Consider the following 22,884-nt stretch of genomic DNA (forward strand, 5'->3'; position numbering starts at 1 on the left):
CTGTTAACAAGTGCTTTCTGTGATAAGTGAATTACGTAGGCAGCGTTTGTCTATTTTGCCTACGGCTGTTTTGGGTAAGGTATCAACCATTGTGATGTGATCAGGTATTTTAAAACTGGCCACTCCATGTTCTCTGAGGAATCGACGAATATCTTTTTTCTTTATTAGAGAATTGCATACAACAAAAGCACAACTGCATTCACCCATAATGTCATCGGGTATTGCGACTAAAGCGACATCTATTATTTCGGGCATATGTAAGAGTAATTCTTCTATTTCTTGTGCATCTATTTTTTCACCACCGCGATTGATTTGATCTTTGTTTCGACCCATAACAATAAGGTGTCCTGATGGTGTTTGTTTAACAAGATCACCTGTACAGTAAAATCCATCTTTATCGAATGCTCGTTGATTGGCGATAGGGGAGTTATAGTAGCCTCTGAAAGTGTAAGGTCCTCGTGTCCATAACGCGCCGGTTTCCCCCATCGCAACAGGGGCCCCTGATTCGTCTACTATTTTTATTTCATCGCCGGGCGACATTGGCTTTCCTTGAGTGTTGTTAATATGCCAAATGTCATCGGTATAGTGTGTATAATTGACTAATCCTTCCGCCATACCAAATACTTGCTGTAGCGTACAATCCAGTTCGCTATTAACTTTTTCAGCAATAGCCGAACTAAGCTTTGCGCCGCCAACCTGTATGGTTTTTAATGTGTAAAGCTGCTGTCTTTGATTGTGACCATTGTGTCTATCAGCAATACTATTTAACCAAAGATGTAGGGCAGGCGGGACTAATGCTGTAAAAGTAACGTTATGTTGATAAATTAATGGGAAACAAATCGTAGGGCTAGGGTCTGCTGCTGTGACGACTGTTCCTCCAGCATAAAATACACCTAAGGCACCTGGCGAACTTAACGTAAAGTTGTGCGGTGCTGGTAAGGCACATAAATAAATAGTGTTGTTTGAAAGTTGGCAGATTTCAGCACTTTGTTTGACGCTATAATAGTAATCGTTATGAGTTCTGGGTATGAGCTTAGGCGTACCGGTACTTCCACCTGATAGTTGAAAGAATGCAACCTTATCTGCAGTCGTTTCTTCTTGAACTTTTTTACATTGATTATGTTTCCCAAATATAAACGCGGAATTTTCGTTAGCCCAATAAATTGGAGCTAATGTATTCTTATGTGGAGTATCACCCACAATAAGAATGTTTTGAGGCTGTTTACAGTTAGATTTAATTTTATCAATAAATTGAGTGTCGTCATTAGCAAGTAAGGGGTGCTGGCTTGATAAAATAACCAAAGAAGGTTTTACCTGCTGGCTAAATGAAAGTAATTCATATGAGCTATGATTAAATAATGCATTAATAGGGGCTATACCGCATTTTAATAAGGCAAAAAATACAATGTAAAATTCCGCACTATTAGGCAGGTGTACTAATGCTATGGCATCATTATCAATGTTCCGCATTAATAACTGCGCTGCGAGTTGGTTGCTAAGCACATCAATATCTTGATAGGTAAACGTTCTGTTATTACAAATTAGAGCAATTTTATTTGCATTGTTTGACAGTTGTTTTTGGATAATATGGGTTAAAGGTTTATTTATCCAATACCCACTATCTATATAGTGTTGCGCAATATCATTTGGCCATTGTGTAAAAGGAATACTCATGCGATATGTTCCACTTGTTTGGCTACATTTGGTTTTATCTGCTGAGACTCTAAGCCTAACGCTTTTAGCATAGTATTGAGCTTAGCTTCAGTTTCGTTAAATTCAGCTAAGGGATCAGACCCATCCACAATACCGGCTCCCGCATAAAGACGAATTTTATTTTGTTTAATAACACCACATCGAATGGTAACAACCCATTCACCGTTACCTTCTGAATCCATCCAACCAACGGCTCCACAAAATTGATCTCGCTCGTACCCTTCAATATGCTGAATAACTGATTTAGCAAGATCCGCCGGGGTACCACATATCGCAGGAGTTGGATGTAAAGCATATGCCAGCTCTAATACATTGGTGTTTTTAGATATGAGTGAGCCGTTAATTTTTGTTGATAGGTGTAACATGGTTGGTGTTTCAATAATTGATGGTTCATTAGGGGTATTTAGTGTTTGGCAGTATGGGGTAAGGCCACTCGATACCGCATCAGCGACCAATTTATGTTCGTATCTATCTTTTTTACATTGAAATAAATCGTTCGCAGATTCTTTATCTTTTTCCAGATAATTTACCCGTTTTCTTGAACCAGCAAGAGGATTGCTACTTATTTCAGAGCCTTGCTTTCTTACTAATAACTCTGGACTTGCTCCAATTAACGTAGTGCCGTTTGATTGTGGAATTGAAAAAATAAAAGCATTAAGGTTTTGCTGATATAAAGTGGCGGCCATGGTACTTGCATTAAGTGCAATATTTGTTTCAACATCAATAGCCCTTGATAAAACGACTTTATTTAAACCTGTATGTTTAGATAGAGAGAGGGCTTTATTTACTGCCACTTTAAAGTGATTTTCTCCAGTAACTTCTGAGATGGAACTTAACGGATTTACACCTTTGTATTTAGGTGAATTTAATCTTAGAGATGAAGAAAACTGAGTCTGTTTGGGTATAAATAACTCGGTTTCGCTTGATGTATCAAAAGGGATAGAACCAATGACAATAGGATTTTCATGCCCGCTTAATTTTAATGTATGTAAACGAGATTTTATCGTTTCTATAAAGGCGCTTTGACTAAGACCTTTATTTGATATTTTGCATTCAATTCCGTAGGCCGTTAATGATTGGCCTTTAGATGTAAAAATAAACTCAGGTTCTGATTTTAAAGAATATTGTTCTTTAATCGTATCGTTATTGCATTTCATCTTGAAGCTCCCTTTATAAATTAAAATCCAGATGAGATATATTCGCATGAGAATTATTTAAAAGTCAATATAAATAACAATGATTATCATTTGTGTTTATCTGGTTGATGTGTACAATTGCTCTATCGTAATTTTTGAGAGATTAAACGGCTCTCTATTTTTATTTCACAATGTCTCAGGAAGAGAATATGACTTTACCTAAAACTGAACAGTCAGCTCCAAATAAACTTGTTATTAGATTAGCCTTTTTAATAAATATTATTTCACTAGGTGGATTTATGATGGTTGTCCCGCTGGGACCCGACTTAGTTGACAGTATTAATTTTAACCCCGCACATATTGGCTATCTTATAGGTGGAAGTATGTTTGGTTCAGCATTAATGACGTGGTTACTAGCGGGGCATATTGATAAATATGACCGTAAAAATGTGCTGGTGATATTTCTGTTATTACGTGGTGTATGCTTAATTGCTTGTGGGTTTGCTATATCACCTCTGATACTTATTTTACTGTTTACATTATCAGGGTGTTTTACGGGGCCAGCGTCATCTGTATTAATGGCATCGGTTATCGATGTAACTCCACCGCCTCATAGAGGAAGAGTTATGGCTTTTCTAGGTAGTGCTTTTTCTATTGCTGCAGTTATTATGGTACCCATATCTTTGTGGATATCTCTTTATTTTTCTTGGCAAATAAACTTTTGGTTTTTTGGTTTATTAGGATGTGCGCTTGCTTTAGTGTGTGTCTTGATCTTCCCGAAAATGACCTCTCATATTCAACCACAAAAAAATGAGGTGAAAAATATTTCAGTTGTTCGTCAATTATTTTCTCAATTCAAAGTGAAAGTGGCGTTTTTAGTGGTTGGTTTACAAATTTTTGCGCATTTTCTTATTATTAGTAATTTTTCAGCTTACTTTCAGTTTAATTTATCATTCCCACGAGAACATATGTCGGCCTTATATTTTAGCGGTGGGTTAGCCAGTTTTATCATGCTGCAATTTTCTGGTAGGTTATTCGACCAAGGTATGCGCCATCAATTACATCTCGTGAGTGCTTTGTTAGCTGTTGTAACTATTTACTTTATTTTTATATCTACTCCTAAAACAGAATATTTATTTGTTCTTTTTGCCTTAATGATGACATTTAGTACTATTCGTACCAGTGTTACGGGAAGCATTGTTAGTCACTTACCTGCACCACCTCAACGAGCTGCGTTTATGTCTTTAAATAATACCGTGAGTAATATTGCATCAGGCGCAGCGGGTTTTTTATCTGTAGCCGTATTATCCGTAGATGAAAACAGCAATATACTGGGCATGGATGTCGTCGCCATGGTGAGCATTATTCTTACGGTTATTTCTCCTATTTTATTGTGGAAGTGGGTTAATCATAAAATGTTACTACCTAGCGCCAAACCTTGTTGATTGTATGAATACAGGTATTTGACTGCTATTGATAATAAAAAACCACCTTTGTTACAAGGTGGTTTTCTTAAACGTTCTTTCAAGTTTTAAAAAGTACTTTTGTTGTGCTTGTTCACACTTTATTTAATAACGGGTTGCAGAGACCATACGCTATCAGGCTCTCCATTTATTGCTCTTAACTTCGCTTTTTTAGTTAATACCAATAACACAATGCCTGTTATTAACGCGGTAATATCGACTCCCAATGTTGAATTGGAGAGTGATGACCATATAGGCAATAAATCGAACCAAGCGATAATTGATGTAATCGGAATAGCAAATGCTGCTATTGCGGTAAGGTAAAGTAATTCTATCCCTGCTCGGGCTGCACCCCTTATAAAAGCCCAACAAACAGCACTAATGAAAAAGCTATAATACAAGCCATAATAGTAATGATTTATGTTGTTTACATGCAGGTATAACCATTTGCCAACTACCATGGTTAATAACACGGCGGTTAAAGATCCCAAGCAAACGCCTACCGTAGCACTTGCCATGTTGTAGCAAGCTCTTGATTGCACAGGAGTAGGGGAGTTAGCCTTTTGTTTTATTCGACGTTTTTCTAACCAAAGAATATTCCCTGAATAAAATAAGAACGCACCGCTAATACCAAGAAAGAAATAAAGCCAGCGCACTAAATCACCTCCGTAGCTACCAAAATGTAAGGCAAAAAAAGTGGCGACAATTCTATTCCATAGCCCTTCGGGTGTAGGATTTAATGTACTGTTGAGTATCATGCCGTTGTACGGATGAATGAAAATATAATCGGTAATAGGCCCTCTCATTACATAGTCAGGGTTATAAACACCTAAGCGAACAACGGCTCTATCTCCTTGTAAACCTGTAAACATCATATTAGTTACTTGAAAATCTGGTGCGACAGACTTTGATTTTTGAAGTAACTCTTCAACGGATAATAAATTTTGAATTTCAGCAGGTACTTCTATTTTGGATACAGGTCGTGAAAACATAGGTTCTTCACCGTATACCATTGTTTGTAATCCGCCATATAAAACATCATGAAAGGCAAAAACAACAACGGTGACACTCATAATGATATGAAAGGGTAAGCTAGTTAGCCCAACAATATTGTGAGAATCAAGCCAAAACCGGCTCGTTGATTTGTTTTTTCTCAATGCTAAGAAGGTTTTTACTAAAGAAGGCAGTAAAAATATAACACCTGAAACTAACGCTAAAAAATATAAAACTGACGCGACACCTAGGATTAAAACGCCGAGTTCTTCATGGCCTACTTCTCCTGGAATTCCCGCTGTTCTATGTAACATATCAATTAGCTCAGCTAATACCGATGGTGTAACTTGTTGCGTTACTAAGTCACTAGCCTCGTTTAGTGTACCGTGCCATTGTGTTGTTTCTAATGTTAAGCCTCTACTTTGAGGCGTATCATGCCAAATAATAGGGGACTGATTTAATTCTTTAGCATTAAAAAATAATGTAAAACCTTGGTGAGCTGCTGGTTTTTGCTCAAGCACTTTATCCACTAACTGCTGATATTGCATTGCAGGAATGGGGGATAATATTTCAGCAGGGGGAGCCATCCAGCGATCTATGTTGGGTTTAAACATAGTTAACGAACCAGCATAAAACGCGATAAATAAAACAAGCCCAGTGACTATACCAGTCCAAATATGTATAGACTGATAAATTCTGAGAATATCACTACGTACTTTCATTTTTTTTCCTTACATTGATTCGTATCAATTAAAATTTAAGCCAAGTTAATATTAATCCTGCCACTATATTGCAGCTGCATAACCATAAAAAGGCTTGCTTCCCTGAAGGAAATAAATAGGTAAAACTCAGTATAAGAAGCCAAATAGGTGAGATGATCCACATAACAAATTGCACTTTATTTGGTGCTGTTATGCCTTGGTAACCCGCCCATGCAAAAATACCGCTGAGTAATATAGCTAACGACAATCCAAGTATTGAGCCTGACAAGCTTTTACTTAACCAGTCAGGCTTTATTTTTTTGTTTGTATTCACTTTATTTTCCTTTTGGTTTTATTGACGATAAAAATGGCAATAAGCCTAAAACGAACATTAATAGAGAGATACAGGTAAATATTGCTGTATTAGTTGGGTAAAGCGTTAAAAATCCAATAAAGGATATTATCAGCACCATATAACCAATGTAGCGCCAAGGTTTTATCAAAGGTTTTTTAAGCCAGTTTTGATGTTTTAGTGTGATATAAAATAGGCAACAACTCATAATAAATATGATGATTAATGTAATTTTCATTTTAGTTAAATTATTTAATAACTTGAGCTCGGTTTAATAGATATTTAACAAGTTGAAATATAAAAAATGATTTCATTGAAGCCCTAACTTGATATTTTTTCTTAATTCAAGGCAAATTTCGCGTCAATAGCTAGTTAGTCTATTGCAAGTAAATTTAACGCAGAAGTTAGGAAAATTAGCCGCTAGAGAAACATTTGTTAAGCCGAGTTCAGGTTTAATAGTCTTACGGAAAAAGGGACTCAAGTAATGAGTCCCTTAACGTTTTATATACTTTTTAGCAAAATGCTCATTAATTAAAAACTAAATGTGCCACCAATAAATAATGAACGACCTTGTAAAATAGCTTCTGAAGTGGGCTCATCTAAAACAGGCTGTTCATCTGTTACGTTAGCCATACCAGCTCTTAGTTGAATAGCATTACTCACTTTATAATTAACACCTAGATCAACCAGTGAGTAGCCAGACATTTCTTCTGTTCTGCTATTTAAATGTTCACCGTAATAATTAACATTGGTGTATAACGAAACTGAGTCAATGACTTGCCAGCTTACTTTTACATTCCCGGTATTTTCTGGACGATAAGGTAAAGATTGGCCATTTTCATCTTCAGTGGTTAAATAAGAGTAATTTAGGTCAACAGAAACTGTTTCGCTTAAAGCAGCAGAAGCCATAAGCTCTAAGCCTTGTAAGTCTACTTCTGTGCTGTTGAAATACAGTCGTGATGGGCTAACGCCATCCCAAGCACTTACTGCTATTAAGTTTTTCACTGTGTTATTAAAGATAGTGGCAGACATAGACCAGTTTTCTTTATTCACTAAAACAGATAATTCTGTATTAGTACTCGTTTCTTCTTTTAAGTCAGGGTTACCTTGAACTGTACAAGCCCCAGCACAACTTACTGAGCCAAATGATTTTGATGATTCAAATAACGTAGGTGCTCTAAAGGCTTTACCAACTCCACCTTTAATAACAACATCATCGTTGATTGAATACACTAAGTAAGCGCGAGGACTGGTATGTGTGCCATATTCTTCACTGTTTTCTATGCGGGCACCAAGGGTTGCTATTAATGATTCACCTAATTGGATTTCATCTTGTGCAAACACTGACGTTAAGCTAATGCTATCTCCACCGGTTTCAGGGTATTGAACTGGATCATCTATCTCTGTATCTAAATATTCAGCGCCTAATGTAATGTCGTGTTTATCTAATGGTAGAAAAACGGTTCCTCGAGCGGTTGTAAATGTTTCTTTTATGTCTCTACCCAGTGGAGGTTGAAGGTTGTAGCGAGAATTATAATCGTATAAATCCGCTTCAGAACGGTTAATTAAAACTTGCGTTCCGCCCCAATCAAATTCAGCTTTATGGGTTATACCAAAGGTAAGTCTGTCGATTGATTGTTCTCTAATCGCTCCACCATAATTAGTGGGTGGTACTTCATCTTCATCTTTAGAAAGATCGAAATCAATAGATTGATTTTTAGATATATTCCATTGAAGAGAGGTTGAAAATTTTAAGGTTTCGCGTTTTTCTATGGTGTCATGATTTGGTGTAACCTTGTCGTAATTCCAGAAATCTTGTTCTGCTTTTTCAGCAGAAAAAGTCAGTGACAATTCATCATTAATTTGTCCGCTTGTGTATACGTTAGCGCGGTAACGATCACCGCCATCACCTTTACTCATAAAGCCAGATTCAGCACTGACTGTTGTTTTCCACTCTTTAGAGGGTGACTTAGTGATGATGTTTATAACACCGCCAACAGCATCTGAACCATAAAGTGCAGACATTGGACCGCGAACAACTTCTACACTGCTGATTGATGATAATGGAATTGAAGTATTGTCAAAATTACCTCCTCGCCATAATCCATTACTTGAAGATACACGCTTACCATCTACTAGCATTAATACATAATCTTCGTCCAAGCCACGTAAATTAATTTCATTTCGTCCACCAGCCCAGTTGGTAATAGATACACCCGCTAAACCTCTTAATGCATCGCCAATGTCTTTAATTGGCATTCTTTCAATATCTTCAGGTGTTAGAACTGAAATGGAAGCAGGCGCAGTAATGGCAACGTGTTCATTACCTGTTGCCGTTACCACCATATGTTCAATATTTTTATGTTCATCAGCTAGTGCTGAAAATGAAGATATACCGCAACCAATTGCTATAAGAGTTTTTAGTGGGTAATTAGATTGATTGTGTTTTCTATGTTTCATGAAAGTCCTTTATTTTATTTTTTAAAAACATTTTTCTTAGTTATGCTAATCTTAACAATAATGATTCTTATTTACAATAATGTTTGGTTCTATTATATTATTAATCGCAGCTTATATTTTTAAATTTTTAGCTTAAGGAGGTTCTTTGTTGTTAAAAGGGAATGTTGGACATGATACTTGGTGGAAAAATATCGCAGAGATGGGAACGCCAATTATCGATTGTAAAGGCGATAAATGTACTGTCACCTTTTTTTGGCGAGATCCTGAAGGTAATGAAGAGAGCTCTTCAACATCAGCGGTTTATATTGAGGTTAATTGTATAACTGATCATCATAAATCTGAACCTGAGACTTTAACAAGGGTTACTGGTACAGATGTATGGTATTGGCAAACAGAGCTTTTATCTGACTGGCATGGAACCTATCAATTTATTCCTGTTACGTCTGATTATTTGCCTCCCGTTGTTCAAGTGAGCGGTACAAGTTATAACATTCAACAAATGAAACAAAATCACCGTCAATGGTGGCGTTCAATCTTACCTTTTTCAGTCGCAGACCCTTTTAATATATTAAGTCCTAAATATTGTATATGGGGGCAAAGTCGATCTCATTTATATCTTCCTAATGCTGAGTATTACAACATATGGAAAATATGGGATGCATCAGAAACAGACCAAACATTGCCTTATAAAAATAATTGTTCGTTGTTAGCGTCTTTGCAGTGGAAAAGTCAATTGCTTGGAAACGAACGCACGGTATGGGTATTTGAAACTCAAAATTCACACTCAGATTTACAAGGTGATAAGCCTTTAGTTTTATTACTTGATGGAGAGATTTGGGCGGAGTACATGCCAATTTTTTCTGCGTTACAACAGCTTACTGAAGAAAGAAAGCTGGCTCCTGCATTTTATGTTTTTGTAAATAATACGTCGCCGTCAAATAGGCAAGTTGATTTTGGCTGTAATTCTTTGTTTTGGCAGGCAATAAAAGATGAGCTTCTTCTTGATGTTAATCAGCGATTTAACCATCGAGTTTCATTAAAAAAACGTGCCGTAGTAGGGCAAAGCCTAGGAGGTTTAGCTGCCATGTATGCAGGGCTAAGTGGCCTTGGTATGTTTAGTCATGTGTTATGTCAATCAGGTTCGTTTTGGTGGCCTGACTCATCTTTAATGTCTCAATGGATGAAGGCAGATAAAAGCGTCAAGGAAGATGGTTGGTTAACTACGGAAGTATTAAACAGCAACATAGCTAATGTAAATACGCATATTGTTATGCAGGTAGGTGATCAGGAAAAACGGTTACTTGCACTGAATCATCATTTTTTTAAATCGCTAGTAAAAACTCATCATAAAGTCAGTTTCACCGAATATTGCGGTGGACACGATCAAATTTGTTGGCGAGAGGGGCTGGTTTCTTTTCTCTTGCAGTACCTAACTGTACCAACATTAATAGCAAATAAGAGAACAACTATTTTGTAAATCATAACGCAACTACATCGTAATTAAGGATAAATAATGAGCGAATACCAAAATCCATTTGATAATACGGATCACCAATTTTTTGTTTTAATCAATGAAAAGGCTCAACAAAGTTTGTGGCCAAATTCTATTCATATTCCCGATGGATGGAATGTTGTATTTGGTCCTGATGAAAGAGAGAACTGTATTACCTTTTTAGCTGAATGATATGTAATTTTTGATTGAAAACATGGCAATACATAATTCATTTAATAATGAAATAGGTATTGCATTTTACGCCACTTAATTAAAGGATTTACCTGTGCCGCATACTATTCTTACGTCTTCTTCTACAATAGAAACTTTCCCTATTATTGGTCCGCAGTTAGGTATTTGGTTAGCTGATCAATTCGCAACAGAGCAAAATACATTTACCGTAGCCCAATATGTTGAACTACGCGGTGATATCGACATAAAAACGCTACAAAAAGCCATTAAACTGGGATTATCCGAAGCCGACACCGTACATAGTTCATATAAAAATAAGCCAGAAGGTTCAATTCAAATTATACCTTCATTACCTGCTGTCGAAAAAATTGCTGATGTCGCGTTTGTTAATTTATCTAGCGTTCAAAATGATAAAGAAGAAGCTTTATTGTTAATGCAAAAAGATATACATCAAGCAAAAAGAGCAAGCGACTCCATCTGTTTGTATAAACATAAAATTTTTATGTTAGCGCCTAAAGAGGGTGAAAACCGCTTCTTTTGGTATCAACGTTATCATCACTTAGCGATAGATGGTTTTAGTTTTACTGCCTTAACGCAACGTATTGCCACTATTTATACGGCTTTAACTTCACAGCAACCCATAGGGAATAGCCCTTTTACAGCTTATGCTAATGTAATTAATGAATACATGGCGTATGAATCGTCAGAAAAGAAAGAAAAAGATAAAATTTTTTGGCAAAACTATTGTCAATATATTCCTGCTCAAGAATCTTTATCGTACCGTAAGTCATTAAATAATGATGGTTTAAATACCTCAGTTATCAGGCACAAACTTTCAGTGCCCACTGATATTGTGAAGCAAATAAATAGTCGAGTTAATTTATCTATTGCTGATATTACTAGTGCAGCAGTACTTGTTTATATCTCTAAAATAACTCAACAAAAAACCGTATGTATAGGATACCCATTAATGAGACGAATGGGGTCTGAAGCACTAAGTACATTAGGGACTACTGTTAACGTATTACCGTTAAGTTTGGAAATATCTCCTGAAAGCACGCTAGACGATATTACAAGGTTACTTAAAAATGAGATAAGAAAAATACGTCGCCATCAAAGGTATGAATCTGAACAAATTCATCATGACTTAGGAAGAACAGGCGGCAATAAGCGATTATATAGCGCCACATTAAACTGTAAATTATTTGATTATACACTCGATTTTTCTGGTGTTATTGGCAATACACATCAGCTTGCAACAGGACCCATTGAAGATATTGAATTTGGTGTGTATGTAAATCAAGGCGAATTATCTATTGAATTATCGGCCAACTCATCTCGCTATACAAAAGATGAATTAAATTTACATGGAGAACGCTTAACTCACTTGCTCACACAATACTGTATTGATAGTGCAAGCAACATCCAATCGTTATCGTTAATAACACCAAAAGAAATACAAAAAATAACCAAATGGTCTAAAGGAAATGACTTAAGCACTGCGCAGTATGGCTCTTCAATTATAGCGTTACTAGAAAATCAGGTTGAACATAATGCTTATGGAACAGCTGTTGTTTTTGGAGAAAACGAGCTTACTTTTGCTGAGTTATCTTGCCGTGTTAATCAATTAAGCCGCTTACTCTTAACTTATGATGTTAAACCAGGTGACTTAGTTGCCGTGGCTTTACCGCGCAGTATTGATTCTATTATTTCAATATTTGCAATTATGGCTGTTGGTGGCGTGTATTTACCTTTAGATTTAAATCATCCACCTGAACGTTTAGCTATGATGTGTGAGGATAAAGTACCTAGTATTGCGCTAACATTAGATGAACAACAACACTTATTACCTAACACTATTGAATGTGTATGCTTAAATAATAGCTATATTATTGAATTACTTAACGCATGTTATTCATCTCACTTAAAAGATTATACGGCTTTAATTGAAAAAAAAGATATTGCGTATGTATTTTATACCTCAGGTTCTACAGGTCGACCTAAAGGCGTAACGGTATCTCATGGCGGTCTCATAAATTTAGTTGCGGCCTTAGAGGAAGCTGTTTATTCGAGTGTTTATAGTCAGCAAGATGACAATGGTAAGTCTCTGGTGAATAAACAACTTAATGTCGCTTTAACTGGATCGTTATCATTTGATACATCATGGGATCCTATAATACTTATGCTGTTAGGGCATACATTGCATTTATATGCAGATGAAGTAAAACAAGACGTTTTTGAATTATTAAATTTAATTGAGAAAGATAAAATCGATACTATGGCCGTTGCGCCATCTTTAGCAACTCAATTAATTCAAGCGGGTTTATGTGAAAAAACTCAGCATAAACCCTTACTGATGACTATATGCGGCGAACCTGTCTCTCCCTTTCTTTGGCAAGCATTACAGCACTCGTCTATTTCTGCGCATAATATTTATGGTCCAACCGAGTTCACGGTTTATGCAACCTCTAAAGAAATTACACCGCAATCTTCAGAGGTTTTGATCGGTAAACCATTCGCGAATACTTATGCATATGTACTTGACCAAAATTTAAATTCGGTTCCTATTGGTATGAATGGGGAGCTTTATTTAGCGGGCGATAACATGTCATTAGGTTATTTAAACAGACCAGAAATAACAGCAACAAAATTTGTAGCAAACCCTTTTGTCGCTGGCGATGTTATGTATACCACGGGAGATATTGTTCGATGGTCTACAGAGGGCGAATTAGTATTTGTAGGCCGGTGCGATAATCAAGTTAAAGTTAGAGGATACCGTATTGAACTAGGTGATGTTGAGGCTGCGTTATCATGCCTTAACGTAATTAATGAAGTGGCTGTTATTGTAGATGAAACAGAAAATGGTAATAGGCTTTTAGCTTATTGCACAACCAGTGAGCATACTCTGTCAAAAGAAGAGGTGGTTGAATCTATTTATGACCAATTATCGGCGACACTACCCGCCTACATGGTGCCCGCTATTGTGACTGTTTTGGCTGAAATGCCGCTTACCGTAAGTGGGAAAATTAATAAGAAAATGTTGCCCAAACCAGAAGTTACGAGTGAAAGTTTATCGTTACCAACAACACACGAAGAAATTGTGTTGTGTGAAGAAATAGGCAATATTTTAGGGCTTGAAAGCGTAGGTATTGATAACGACTTTTTTAAAATGGCGGGAGATAGTATCAGCGCAATGAGGCTGAGTATTGCTATGCGTAAAAAAGGATTTGAATTAAAAGCCCAAGATATATTTTCTGAACGAACGCCCAAAAAAATGGCGAGTTTGATGAGTGACCTAAGCTTAAGTACAGAGCTTGATATTAATGCGCAATCTAATATAAACATGCCAACGTCTGATGAAGTAAAACTACTTGTAGAAAAGTATGGCGAACAATCAATTATATTGCCGACACTACCGTTACAAGCAGGCTTACTGTTTCATACACAATATGCAGAAGAGGGCAGCCAATATAGCTTTACCACTAAAATAACGTTAAAAGGCCAAGTCGATCCAAGTCAGCTGCAAAATGCTATTGCACATTTAATTGTAAAATATCCTCAATTAGCCGCTAAATTTGATGTTGATATCACAGGTAAGCCACTTCAGCTCATACCCAATATGTCGTTAGACGATGCGTATCACTATTGTCGTATTACCGAGCACGATTTTCGACATTTGGAACAAGAGCCAAAACAAAAAGCGCTACATGCTATAGAAATGAAAGAAGCTTATAGAAACTTTAGTTTTAGTCATAAAAAATACACACCTGACACAGATGAAGGACGTTTATTTTTTGTTAACTTAGTTAGAATGAGTGAGCTGCAATATGAGGTTGTGATCACCGCTCATCACCTTATTATTGATGGTTGGTCAACGCCTATACTATTACGTGATCTATTCAGTGCTTATCAACATATTGAAAGCTTAAAAACAAGTACTGAAAATGTATATCAAGACATTGTTTATCAAATGGTAAACCGAACAACGCAGCACGCAGAGCAGGCATGGAAAAAGGCTTTAGCGCAGGTAACTCCTACTATTGTGTATCCAAACAGCAAGCACTCATCACATGTTAGCGAGTTACATTGCCAACTTGATACAAACTTAACCACGAAAGTTAATGAATATTGTCAAGCGCATGGTATTACGTTAAATACATTAATCCAAGGTGCTTGGGCTGCGCAATTAGGGTCACTAACCAGTCGAGATAATGTTGTGTTTGGTAGCCCAGTATCAGGGCGATTTTCTGACATTAATGGTATTGATGAACAGGTGGGATTATTTAGTAATACATTACCCGTTAGCGTAAAACTAAATACTACAGAAACGATACTCTCTCAATTAATTAATTTACAGAACCAGCAAATTAATTTGATATCGCACGACTGTTTAGGCTTAGGCGAAATACAACGTTTGGTCAATACGGATAATTTATTTGATACCTTATTGGTTGTTGAAAACTACCCAGTACAAGAATCTTTATTAAGTCAGTCTTTTAACGGTCTGAGTATTGAACATGTAGAGAACAGGGGATATACCCACTACCCATTAACTATTCTTGTTTTACCCGGTGAACAAATTAGAGTTTTATTTGAATATAAAGAGGTTGTTACTGAGCCGAAAGGTCTAGCTGACGCTTTTATACAGATTATCGCGCAAATAGTAAATGAACCATCGTTACGTCTTCAGCAGTTAACTATGCAAACAGACTACGACACAGAAATCATTAATACCGCTAACGATACTTTTAGAGAAATACCTACTGATTCTTTACGTGACTTACTGCGAAATCAAGCCGCGCAATCACCTTCAGCTATTGCATTAAAAGATAATACTAAACATTTTACCTACCAAGAAATGCGCCATGTTGTTGAACATGTAGCATTACAGTTATTAGCGGATACGCCATTATCTGACAGTATTATCGGTGTTTCAATTCCACGAAGTTGCGAGCTAAGTATCGCCTTACAATCGGTTATAGAAGTTGGTGCTGCATATTTACCGCTGGATAGTACTTATCCGGATGAACGATTAGCTATGATGCTTCAAGATGCAAAAGTGAAGCTATTAATAACAACTCGCGAACAATTATCTCGTTTTACTGAAGGCGAATTTTCGCAACTTCCCATGAAAGTTATATTGATAGAGTCTTTAATCAATAATAACTATGAACAAGCTGCCTTAAATGATGTTTCGCCACTCACAGAAAGAGTAATTTCTGCAAGTACGCCAGCTTATGTTATTTATACCTCTGGCTCTACAGGACGACCTAAAGGTGTTGTGGTATCTCATCAAAGTATCGTTAATCGATTATTGTGGATGCAACATGAATATAACTTAGCGAGTAGCGATGTTGTTTTACAAAAAACACCATCAAGCTTCGATGTTTCTGTTTGGGAATTTTTCTGGCCACTTATTCAAGGTGCTTGTTTATACATGGCTCCACCAGAAGCACATCGCGACCCTCAATTGTTATTAAATACAATGATTACAGAAAATATTACTACATTACATTTTGTTCCTTCTATGCTCGCTGCTTTTATTGATAGCGTCGGCGAATCGCCAGAATTAGCTGAAATGAATAGAAAATTAAAACGAATTTTTTGTAGTGGTGAAGCTTTATCAACGGCACTTGTCGCTAAATTTAAATCAATAAGTGACGTTCCTCTACATAATTTATATGGGCCAACTGAAGCTGCTGTAGATGTTACCTATTTTGATACATCTATTCCCTTTGATTCAAAACTACAGGGTGTTCCTATTGGAAAACCTGTATGGAATACCGAATTAAAAATACTCGATCATCAACTTCGGGCCGTAGGTGTAGGTGCAACGGGTGAACTTTATTTATCAGGCACTCAATTAGCTAATGGATATTTACACAGACCAGAACTAACCGCCGATCGATTTATTGCTGACCCATTTAAACAGGGCCAAAGAATGTATCGAACAGGAGACTTAGCTAAATGGTTACCTAACGGTAACGTTGTTTATTTAGGCCGAACAGATGATCAACTTAAAATTAGGGGGCTAAGAGTTGAAATAGGCGAAATTGAGCAAGCCTTATTACAACTTACAGGTGTTAAACAAGCGGCAGTACATGCAAGAGAATTAATTTCATCAAATGTAATGAACTCGTTAGAAGATAATCGTCAATTAATAGGATACTTCAGCAGAGAAGGGGATGAAGAAACTCCATTAGCTCATAGTGAAGGGCATAGTGAAATGCTGGCTGAATTATCATTAGTTTTACCTGCTCATATGGTGCCGGTAACCTTGATAGAAGTACGGAAATTCCCTTTAAGTGCCAATGGGAAACTGGATCGAAAATCATTACCCGACCCAGAGCAAAGCCTTAATGTTGTAGGACGAACTCCTGATATTGGTGCTGAAACTATCATTGCCAAAGAGTTTGAAAAGTTACTCAACGTAGAAAAAGTTTTTGCAGAAGATAATTTCTTTAGTTTAGGTGGGCATTCTCTAATGGCGATGAAACTTGCTGCAAACTTAAGAGCAACATTGGTTTTACCCGTATCTGTAGGGCAAATTATGGTATCACCAACTGTAGCAGGATTAGCCGAAGTATTGCTTGATGAAACATTGCGACAAGATCCCGAAAAAGCAGGGTTTGGTCATGTTTTACCTATAAGACAAGGGCAAGGTAATCCGTTAATCTGTATTAACCCAGGTTCTGGTTTTTCATGGCAATATACAGGGTTTCCTAAATACCTTGTGGGTAATTATCCTATTATTGGTTTACAGTCTCCTCGACCTAATGGCGCTGTTGCTATTAGTGAAGATATGAATGCTGCCGTAATGCATTATTATAATGTATTAAAACAGGTGCAGCCTCATGGACCATACCATTTTCTAGGTTATTCGTTTGGTGGAACGGTCGCCATGGCTCTCGCTTCTAAACTTGAGCAACAAGGAGAAAAAGTAGCCTTTGTAGGGTTGCTTGATACCTACCCACCAGAAGGACAAGAGTGGAAAGGGCCAACAGAAGAAGAAGCTAACGAAGAAGTTGAAAGGGAAAAACGTCAGTTTTTAGCTTCAGCTGAAAGTAACCTATCAGATGAGGCATCATTAGCTGAACAAAATAAAATGTTTGGCGATATCGTTGCTAATTATGGCGATACTGTTAGATTGTTATCTAATGCCTCCACTCAAGTATATCAAGGTAAAGTGCATTTATTTGTTGCTGAAAAAACATTACCCAAAGGATGGAATGTTGAAAAATCTTGGGCACCGTTCATTAAAAAGTTAGTGCAATTTAGATTACCTTTTGCTCATGACAATATATTATCACCAGAGTCACTGCAATCTATTGGGCCTATGTTAAACGAACTTGTTATTAACGAGTTGGGCAAGGAAACAATAACAGAATATTAATAATAGCACTTGAACATGAGAGAAAGTAAATACGCCATACTATAATTTTCATTCTCTCGAGTTCAGGTGGTTCAAATAGGTATATACCCGATGCAGGTTTCAGTGGTAACGGGTATAAAACGAAATTGTGATACTTTTGTTAAGACTTAACGATTTTAATGGTTCACAATTTACTCATACAATCCTATAAATTGAGTCTGTTATGAAAAATAAATTAATACCATCTATTGTTATTGGCTTAGTTGTTTCCGCTTGTGGCGGCGGGGGCGATTCGGCTCCTAGTGTTACTCCAACGCCTCCTCCAGAAAAACCACCTGTTGTAACACCTCCACCAGCGCCTACCACTTATACGGGCGTTTTTATTGATTCTGCTGTAGAAGGCTTAACATACAAAACAGCAACTCAAGATGGAACAACCAACGAGCAAGGTGAGTTTATTTATCAACTTGGCGAAATGGTTACTTTCTCTATTGGTGGTATTAGCTTTCCGCCTGTAGCAGTAAAAGCAGAGTTAACACCTTTCGATATATTTGCTACTCAAGACTTATCTCATCAAGGTGTGGTAAACATGCTGAGATTACTTCAATCGTTAGATGAAGATGGCATGCCTGAAAATGGCATTAAAATTATAGGATTAGCTCATACCTTAACGGAAAATATCACGGTAAGTTTTACTGATAATAACTTTGAATCCCTAATTGATACCGCGTTAGCGTCATACACAGGTATCAACAATAGCTTAATAAGCGAAGAAAACGCCGTACTGCATTTTAGTAATACACTCATGTTAAACCAACCTACACCATCGGTTTGTGGTAACGATCATGCAAAAGTTGGTTACACAGGTACTTTTAGCACCTTTGCTCATAACGTTTCAGGCACAGTAACTATTATGGATAATTGCACTTTGCAGATTGAAAATTTTAACTATGATGCCAGCGCCCCAGTCGTTTATTTTTATGGTGATACAAGCAGTAACTTTTTATCAGACAACGCATTTACGATTGGAGAAATTTTAAGAGATAACAGCGTTGAATATGTTAATACCTCAATTACTTTAAAGCTGCCTAACAATAAAACATTAGATGATCTTGAATACCTTAGCGTTTGGTGCATCGACTTTAACGCTAACTTTGGTGATTTACAGTTTCAAGCCCCGTAAATACAGTACATTAACAAGGTAGATACTAGCGACATCTACCTTGTTCGGGCATAATTATACAAAATACTTTATTAGGTTAAATTATGATCCACAGTATGACCGCATTTTCACGCGTAGAAGTAAAAGGTGATTGGGGCAACGCCGTTTGGGAAATTCGTAGCGTAAATCAACGATTCTTAGAAACGTACTTTAGACTGCCAGAGCAATTTCGTAGCATTGAACCCGTATTAAGAGAACGTTTTAGAAAACAGCTTAATCGCGGAAAAGTTGAATGTAACCTACGTTTTAACTCTAACGCATCAGAAAAAAACAACTTAACACTGAACAAAGACCTTGCCCTGCAATTAATTGAACATGCTGGCTGGGTTAACGAACAAACACTAAATAGCCAACTTAACCCCGTTGATATAATGCGCTGGCCAGGTGTAATGGAAGCTGAAGAAGCTGACATGAGTAAAATTCAAACGGAAATACTCGCAGGTTTTGATCAAGCCCTTACCGACTTTATTGCGGCAAGAGCAAGTGAAGGCGAAAACATGAAAGTGCTTATTGAACAGCGCTTAGATGGAATAACGGCTGAAGCTGAAAAAGTTAAAACCTTCATGCCTGAAATTATTGAATGGCAACGCAATCGCATAATCGACAAATTTACCAGCGCTAAAATAGAACTAGAATCTACCCGAGTAGAACAAGAACTTGTACTGCTTGCACAAAAAATGGATGTAGACGAAGAAATAGATCGCCTATACAGCCACGTAAAAGAAACTAAAAGTATCCTTAAAAAGGGTGGCGCTCAAGGTCGTCGTTTAGACTTTATGATGCAAGAGTTTAATCGAGAAGCAAATACCTTAGGTTCTAAATCTATCAACTCAGACATTACCAATTCAGCTGTTGAATTGAAGGTGTTGATTGAGCAAATGAGAGAGCAGATTCAGAATATTGAATGATGCAATACACTGAATCTCTTTATATAAACCGCTAATTTGGTGGTTGTTTATTATTTTTCATTTTGCTTTTTAACACGCTGTTTTTGCTTACTTGATAAGCCAAATTGGTAGTGGTGAGCGGGTGTGTATTTATAATTATGTTTTTTCATTTCAGGATCGTCAACTTCTAGGCTTAAATCAGTGTCAAAGCGTGTTAATATGGAGTGATTTTTATCCCAACCGCTGACATTGGTAAAGTGTGACAAACCCCAAGTAACACCTTTACCGTATTTTGTATCGGTAAAGGCATCAGGTACATAAAAGCCTGCGGCGTTAGGCATTAACTCGACAACCGAGGCGATATTAAAATTAACCCAATCTTCAGCGTATTGAATGGTGCTTCGTTCATTACCATCACGAATGATTAAGGCGGCAACTCCTTCTTTAAACGGGAATAATGAAGTTTCATGACCAGAGTTTAAAACCGGATTTAACGGGTGTTTGGTAAATGGCCCTAAAGGATTATCGGCAATTGCTAAACCTTGCATGCGTACCGCTTCAGATCTGTCTTTGCTGCCACGAATACGATCAAAATCTGCTTTGTAATAAAGATATATTTTACCATCGTGGACAATTGGGTGGGGATCGTGAATAGCATTTTGATCCCATTCGCCTTTTTTACCATTGGGGATTACAACTTTATTAGCGGCTTGCCATGGGCCATCAGGTGAATCAGCCACCGAAACAGCAACCGGGCAGTCATTGTCTGTTAACCCACTTGGCGCCATAAATCCTTGATAATATAAATAATATTTGTTTTTCCATTTTAGAATATCTGGGGTCGCCACCGAACGCCAGCCTACTAACGGTTTTGCGGGGCGTGGTACGGCAATGCCTTGTTCTTGCCAAGTAAAACCGTCTTTTGAGGTGGCATACCAAATTTCCGCTAAATCCCAGTCAGCTGAAGGTATTTCATCAGTTGCTAGGTGCGCTCTACCTAAGCCAACAGGGATAAATTTGGTATCTCGTTTGGTATACCAAATATAATATTGTCCGTTTTCTTTAATAATTTTTGAAGGGTCACGACGAGAAACTGTGCCGTCGCCGCCACGGTAATCAAAACCTTTAAGCTCGGTGTACTTAAATAGCGAATACAGCTCATTTTCTTCTTGGCGTGGTGATAAATAGTTATCGTAATTTCGCGCAACCGCTGCGCTTAATGGGCGGTCTGGTTTTTCGCTGGGTAAATCATAAGGAAAAGCCGATGTTGGTGCTGCCAGCGTAGCACCACTAGTTATGGTTAAGCATAAAGCAGCAGCTATTAATTTATGTGTCTTCATATTATTTCACTTTGTATTCGCTAAAGATTAATATGCATATTTCTTATTAATCTGCATATATGAGCAGTTCTTAAATTAAAATAACACTAATTATTGTCAACAAACAACAAAAATTAGTGCTTAATTATAAAGTGAACGTTTTTATGGAAAGGAATATCGAACAAATAAACTTGTCTAGATCAACTGAGCTTAATTAATTTGATATTTTTTACGATAACTTAAAGGGGGTTGACCATAAGCACTTTTAAATACACGACATAAATGCGGGCCATGGCAAAAACCTGATAATTCGGCAATCTCTTCGATTTTTTCATTAGAATTTCTTAATAAGTTTTCTGCGGTTTTTAAGCGAAATTCTAATAATTTTTTATGTACTGTGGTATTTAAGTGCTTTTTAAAGCGGTGTTCTAAGTTACGTCGTGATATGGCTAAGTTGTCAGCAACGTCTTGCGTGCCAATCGGTTTAACTAAATTATCTTGTAAATATTCAAGGGCTTTTTTAATCACCATGTCACGTGCGGCTAGTGAATCAGAGCTTGCTCGAATAGTAATACCTGTCGGTTGTATATACTGCACATTTTTGGGGGCAGGCTCGCCATTAATTATCCGGTTTAATAACAGCGCACCTTCATAACCAATGCGTTCATGGTCATGATTGATACTCGACATCGGGACTGGCATATGTTCACAAATTAAATGATTATTATCGACACCGATAATCGACAAGTCTTCCGGCACCCGATAACCTGCAGATAAACAGGTATTTAACAGCCAAGAGGCGTCATTGTCATTAAATGAAAAAATAGCACAGGGTTTGTCCAAACTGTTTAACCAGCTTTCTATTTCTTCATAGTTTTGTGTGGGTTGGCCAACTAATTTTGCCGGTTTAGGTAAACCGCGACTGATTAACTCACGTTTAAAGCTTGCTAAGCGAGCATCTGCGACTGGGTTTTGCTGATGACAAAACCAGCCAAATGATTGATGACCATTTTCACAAAAGTGTACAGCAGCTAACCTGCCAATACATTCATTGTCACCAGAAATACGCGGTAAATTGAGATCTGAACGCCATACCGATAAATCAACACAAGGTAGCTGTGCATTAGTGACAAAAGACGATAATGCTTCGTTACTGTTTAATGAACAGATAATGCCATCGCCTTGCCAACGTGTTGGAATTTGGAATGGGCTCAGCATACTCACATTTAAATGCCAGCCTAAATCGCGCGATGCTTTAGCAATACCACGATGGGTGGCCGGATTATAATTTCCCAACAACATTAAAATTTTTTTTGGTGCTTTCATTTGCGCAATTCTGCAGTATATCTAGTAAAAAGTCATATATTACGATAAGACTCACTTATGTCATTGCGCAATAATATAATAAAAACGAAAAATATCACATTAATCTACAGCATTTTATCTTCTTAACAATGCCTGTTTACTTATTGATAGCAGGTAATAGGTCGAATTATTAGGTTTTTATTGTTTGCGTATTTATACATTTTTTAATCTTTATTGTGATTTTATGTTATGCGTTAATGTGCAGTTTATTGTAAAT

13 protein-coding genes are annotated in these 22,884 nt (G+C 37.1%); 6 read left to right on the forward strand and 7 right to left on the reverse strand.

All coding sequences use genetic code 11. The annotated features are described in order from the left end of the window. Window positions 1-3: 3 nt before the first annotated feature. Window positions 4-1,674 (reverse strand): (2,3-dihydroxybenzoyl)adenylate synthase, encoded by a 1,671-nt coding sequence (locus tag ACM9HF_RS15105; protein WP_473610592.1) that lies wholly within the window; start codon window positions 1,672-1,674, stop codon window positions 4-6. Then, window positions 1,671-2,870, reverse strand: a complete 1,200-nt coding sequence (locus ACM9HF_RS15110; RefSeq protein WP_473610595.1) for an isochorismate synthase — start codon at window positions 2,868-2,870, stop codon at window positions 1,671-1,673. Before ACM9HF_RS15110 ends, ACM9HF_RS15105 begins: the two co-directional genes overlap by 4 nt. A gap of 188 nt (window positions 2,871-3,058) precedes the next feature. On the opposite strand from ACM9HF_RS15110, the gene ACM9HF_RS15115 reads away from it, so the two are divergent. Continuing rightward, entirely contained in the window at window positions 3,059-4,294 is a 1,236-nt protein-coding gene (locus ACM9HF_RS15115; protein WP_473610599.1) for an MFS transporter, read from the forward strand. 119 nt (window positions 4,295-4,413) lie between these two features. Here ACM9HF_RS15115 and ACM9HF_RS15120 read toward each other — a convergent pair whose 3' ends face one another. The 3 genes from ACM9HF_RS15120 to ACM9HF_RS15130 all read right to left on the reverse strand — a co-directional run bounded on the left by ACM9HF_RS15120 (window position 4,414) and on the right by ACM9HF_RS15130 (window position 8,818). Next, window positions 4,414-6,027, reverse strand: coding sequence for a PepSY-associated TM helix domain-containing protein (locus ACM9HF_RS15120; RefSeq protein WP_473610602.1), 1,614 nt, complete (start codon window positions 6,025-6,027; stop codon window positions 4,414-4,416). A 28-nt stretch (window positions 6,028-6,055) separates the two neighbouring features. Beyond that, the gene (locus tag ACM9HF_RS15125) at window positions 6,056-6,340 is read right to left on the reverse strand and encodes a hypothetical protein (RefSeq protein WP_473610606.1); all 285 of its coding nucleotides are present in this window, start codon (window positions 6,338-6,340) and stop codon (window positions 6,056-6,058) included. A 549-nt stretch (window positions 6,341-6,889) separates the two neighbouring features. After that, window positions 6,890-8,818 carry a TonB-dependent receptor domain-containing protein gene (locus ACM9HF_RS15130; RefSeq protein ID WP_473610610.1) on the reverse strand — a complete coding sequence of 643 codons (1,929 nt, stop codon included), beginning with the start codon at window positions 8,816-8,818 and terminating at the stop codon, window positions 6,890-6,892. A gap of 145 nt (window positions 8,819-8,963) precedes the next feature. Between ACM9HF_RS15130 and fes the strand changes: the two genes are divergently transcribed. The 5 genes from fes (at window position 8,964) to ACM9HF_RS15155 (ending at window position 20,004) form a co-directional block, all read left to right on the forward strand. Beyond that, the gene (fes, locus tag ACM9HF_RS15135) at window positions 8,964-10,295 is read left to right on the forward strand and encodes an enterochelin esterase (protein WP_473610614.1); all 1,332 of its coding nucleotides are present in this window, start codon (window positions 8,964-8,966) and stop codon (window positions 10,293-10,295) included. 36 nt (window positions 10,296-10,331) lie between these two features. Beyond that, entirely contained in the window at window positions 10,332-10,502 is a 171-nt protein-coding gene (locus ACM9HF_RS15140; RefSeq protein ID WP_076417708.1) for an MbtH family protein, read from the forward strand. Between the two features lie 94 nt (window positions 10,503-10,596). After that, on the forward strand, window positions 10,597-17,895 hold the full coding sequence (locus ACM9HF_RS15145; protein ID WP_473610620.1) for a non-ribosomal peptide synthetase: 7,299 nt from the start codon (window positions 10,597-10,599) through the stop codon (window positions 17,893-17,895). Window positions 17,896-18,097: 202 nt separating this feature from the next. Further along, complete coding sequence (locus tag ACM9HF_RS15150; protein ID WP_473610624.1) at window positions 18,098-19,057, forward strand: DM13 domain-containing protein; 960 nt, start codon at window positions 18,098-18,100, stop codon at window positions 19,055-19,057. An 83-nt stretch (window positions 19,058-19,140) separates the two neighbouring features. Further along, window positions 19,141-20,004, forward strand: a complete 864-nt coding sequence (locus ACM9HF_RS15155) for a YicC/YloC family endoribonuclease (protein WP_473610628.1) — start codon at window positions 19,141-19,143, stop codon at window positions 20,002-20,004. Between the two features lie 50 nt (window positions 20,005-20,054). On the opposite strand, the gene ACM9HF_RS15160 is transcribed toward ACM9HF_RS15155, so the two are convergent. Next, window positions 20,055-21,323: a glycoside hydrolase family 117 protein gene (locus tag ACM9HF_RS15160; RefSeq protein ID WP_473610631.1), complete on the reverse strand. Its 1,269-nt coding sequence runs from the start codon at window positions 21,321-21,323 to the stop codon at window positions 20,055-20,057. Between the two features lie 189 nt (window positions 21,324-21,512). After that, complete coding sequence (locus ACM9HF_RS15165; RefSeq protein ID WP_473610635.1) at window positions 21,513-22,628, reverse strand: AraC family transcriptional regulator; 1,116 nt, start codon at window positions 22,626-22,628, stop codon at window positions 21,513-21,515. Between the last annotated feature and the right edge of the window lie 256 nt (window positions 22,629-22,884).

The sequence above is a fragment of the Colwellia sp. RE-S-Sl-9 genome (genome assembly GCF_048296855.1).
Classification (GTDB): domain Bacteria; phylum Pseudomonadota; class Gammaproteobacteria; order Enterobacterales; family Alteromonadaceae; genus Pseudocolwellia.

Bases quoted from the DNA above. Each gene is read 5' to 3' on its own strand.
- ACM9HF_RS15140 (WP_076417708.1), top strand. From the start codon at position 10,332: ATGAGCGAATACCAAAATCCATTTGATAATACGGATCACCAATTTTTT.
- ACM9HF_RS15115 (WP_473610599.1), top strand. From the start codon at position 3,059: ATGACTTTACCTAAAACTGAACAGTCAGCTCCAAATAAACTTGTTATT.
- ACM9HF_RS15105 (WP_473610592.1), bottom strand. From the start codon at position 1,674: ATGAGTATTCCTTTTACACAATGGCCAAATGATATTGCGCAACACTAT.
- ACM9HF_RS15120 (WP_473610602.1), bottom strand. From the start codon at position 6,027: ATGAAAGTACGTAGTGATATTCTCAGAATTTATCAGTCTATACATATT.
- ACM9HF_RS15155 (WP_473610628.1), top strand. From the start codon at position 19,141: ATGATCCACAGTATGACCGCATTTTCACGCGTAGAAGTAAAAGGTGAT.
- ACM9HF_RS15160 (WP_473610631.1), bottom strand. From the start codon at position 21,323: ATGAAGACACATAAATTAATAGCTGCTGCTTTATGCTTAACCATAACT.
- ACM9HF_RS15130 (WP_473610610.1), bottom strand. From the start codon at position 8,818: ATGAAACATAGAAAACACAATCAATCTAATTACCCACTAAAAACTCTT.
- ACM9HF_RS15150 (WP_473610624.1), top strand. From the start codon at position 18,098: ATGAAAAATAAATTAATACCATCTATTGTTATTGGCTTAGTTGTTTCC.
- ACM9HF_RS15110 (WP_473610595.1), bottom strand. From the start codon at position 2,870: ATGAAATGCAATAACGATACGATTAAAGAACAATATTCTTTAAAATCA.
- ACM9HF_RS15165 (WP_473610635.1), bottom strand. From the start codon at position 22,628: ATGAAAGCACCAAAAAAAATTTTAATGTTGTTGGGAAATTATAATCCG.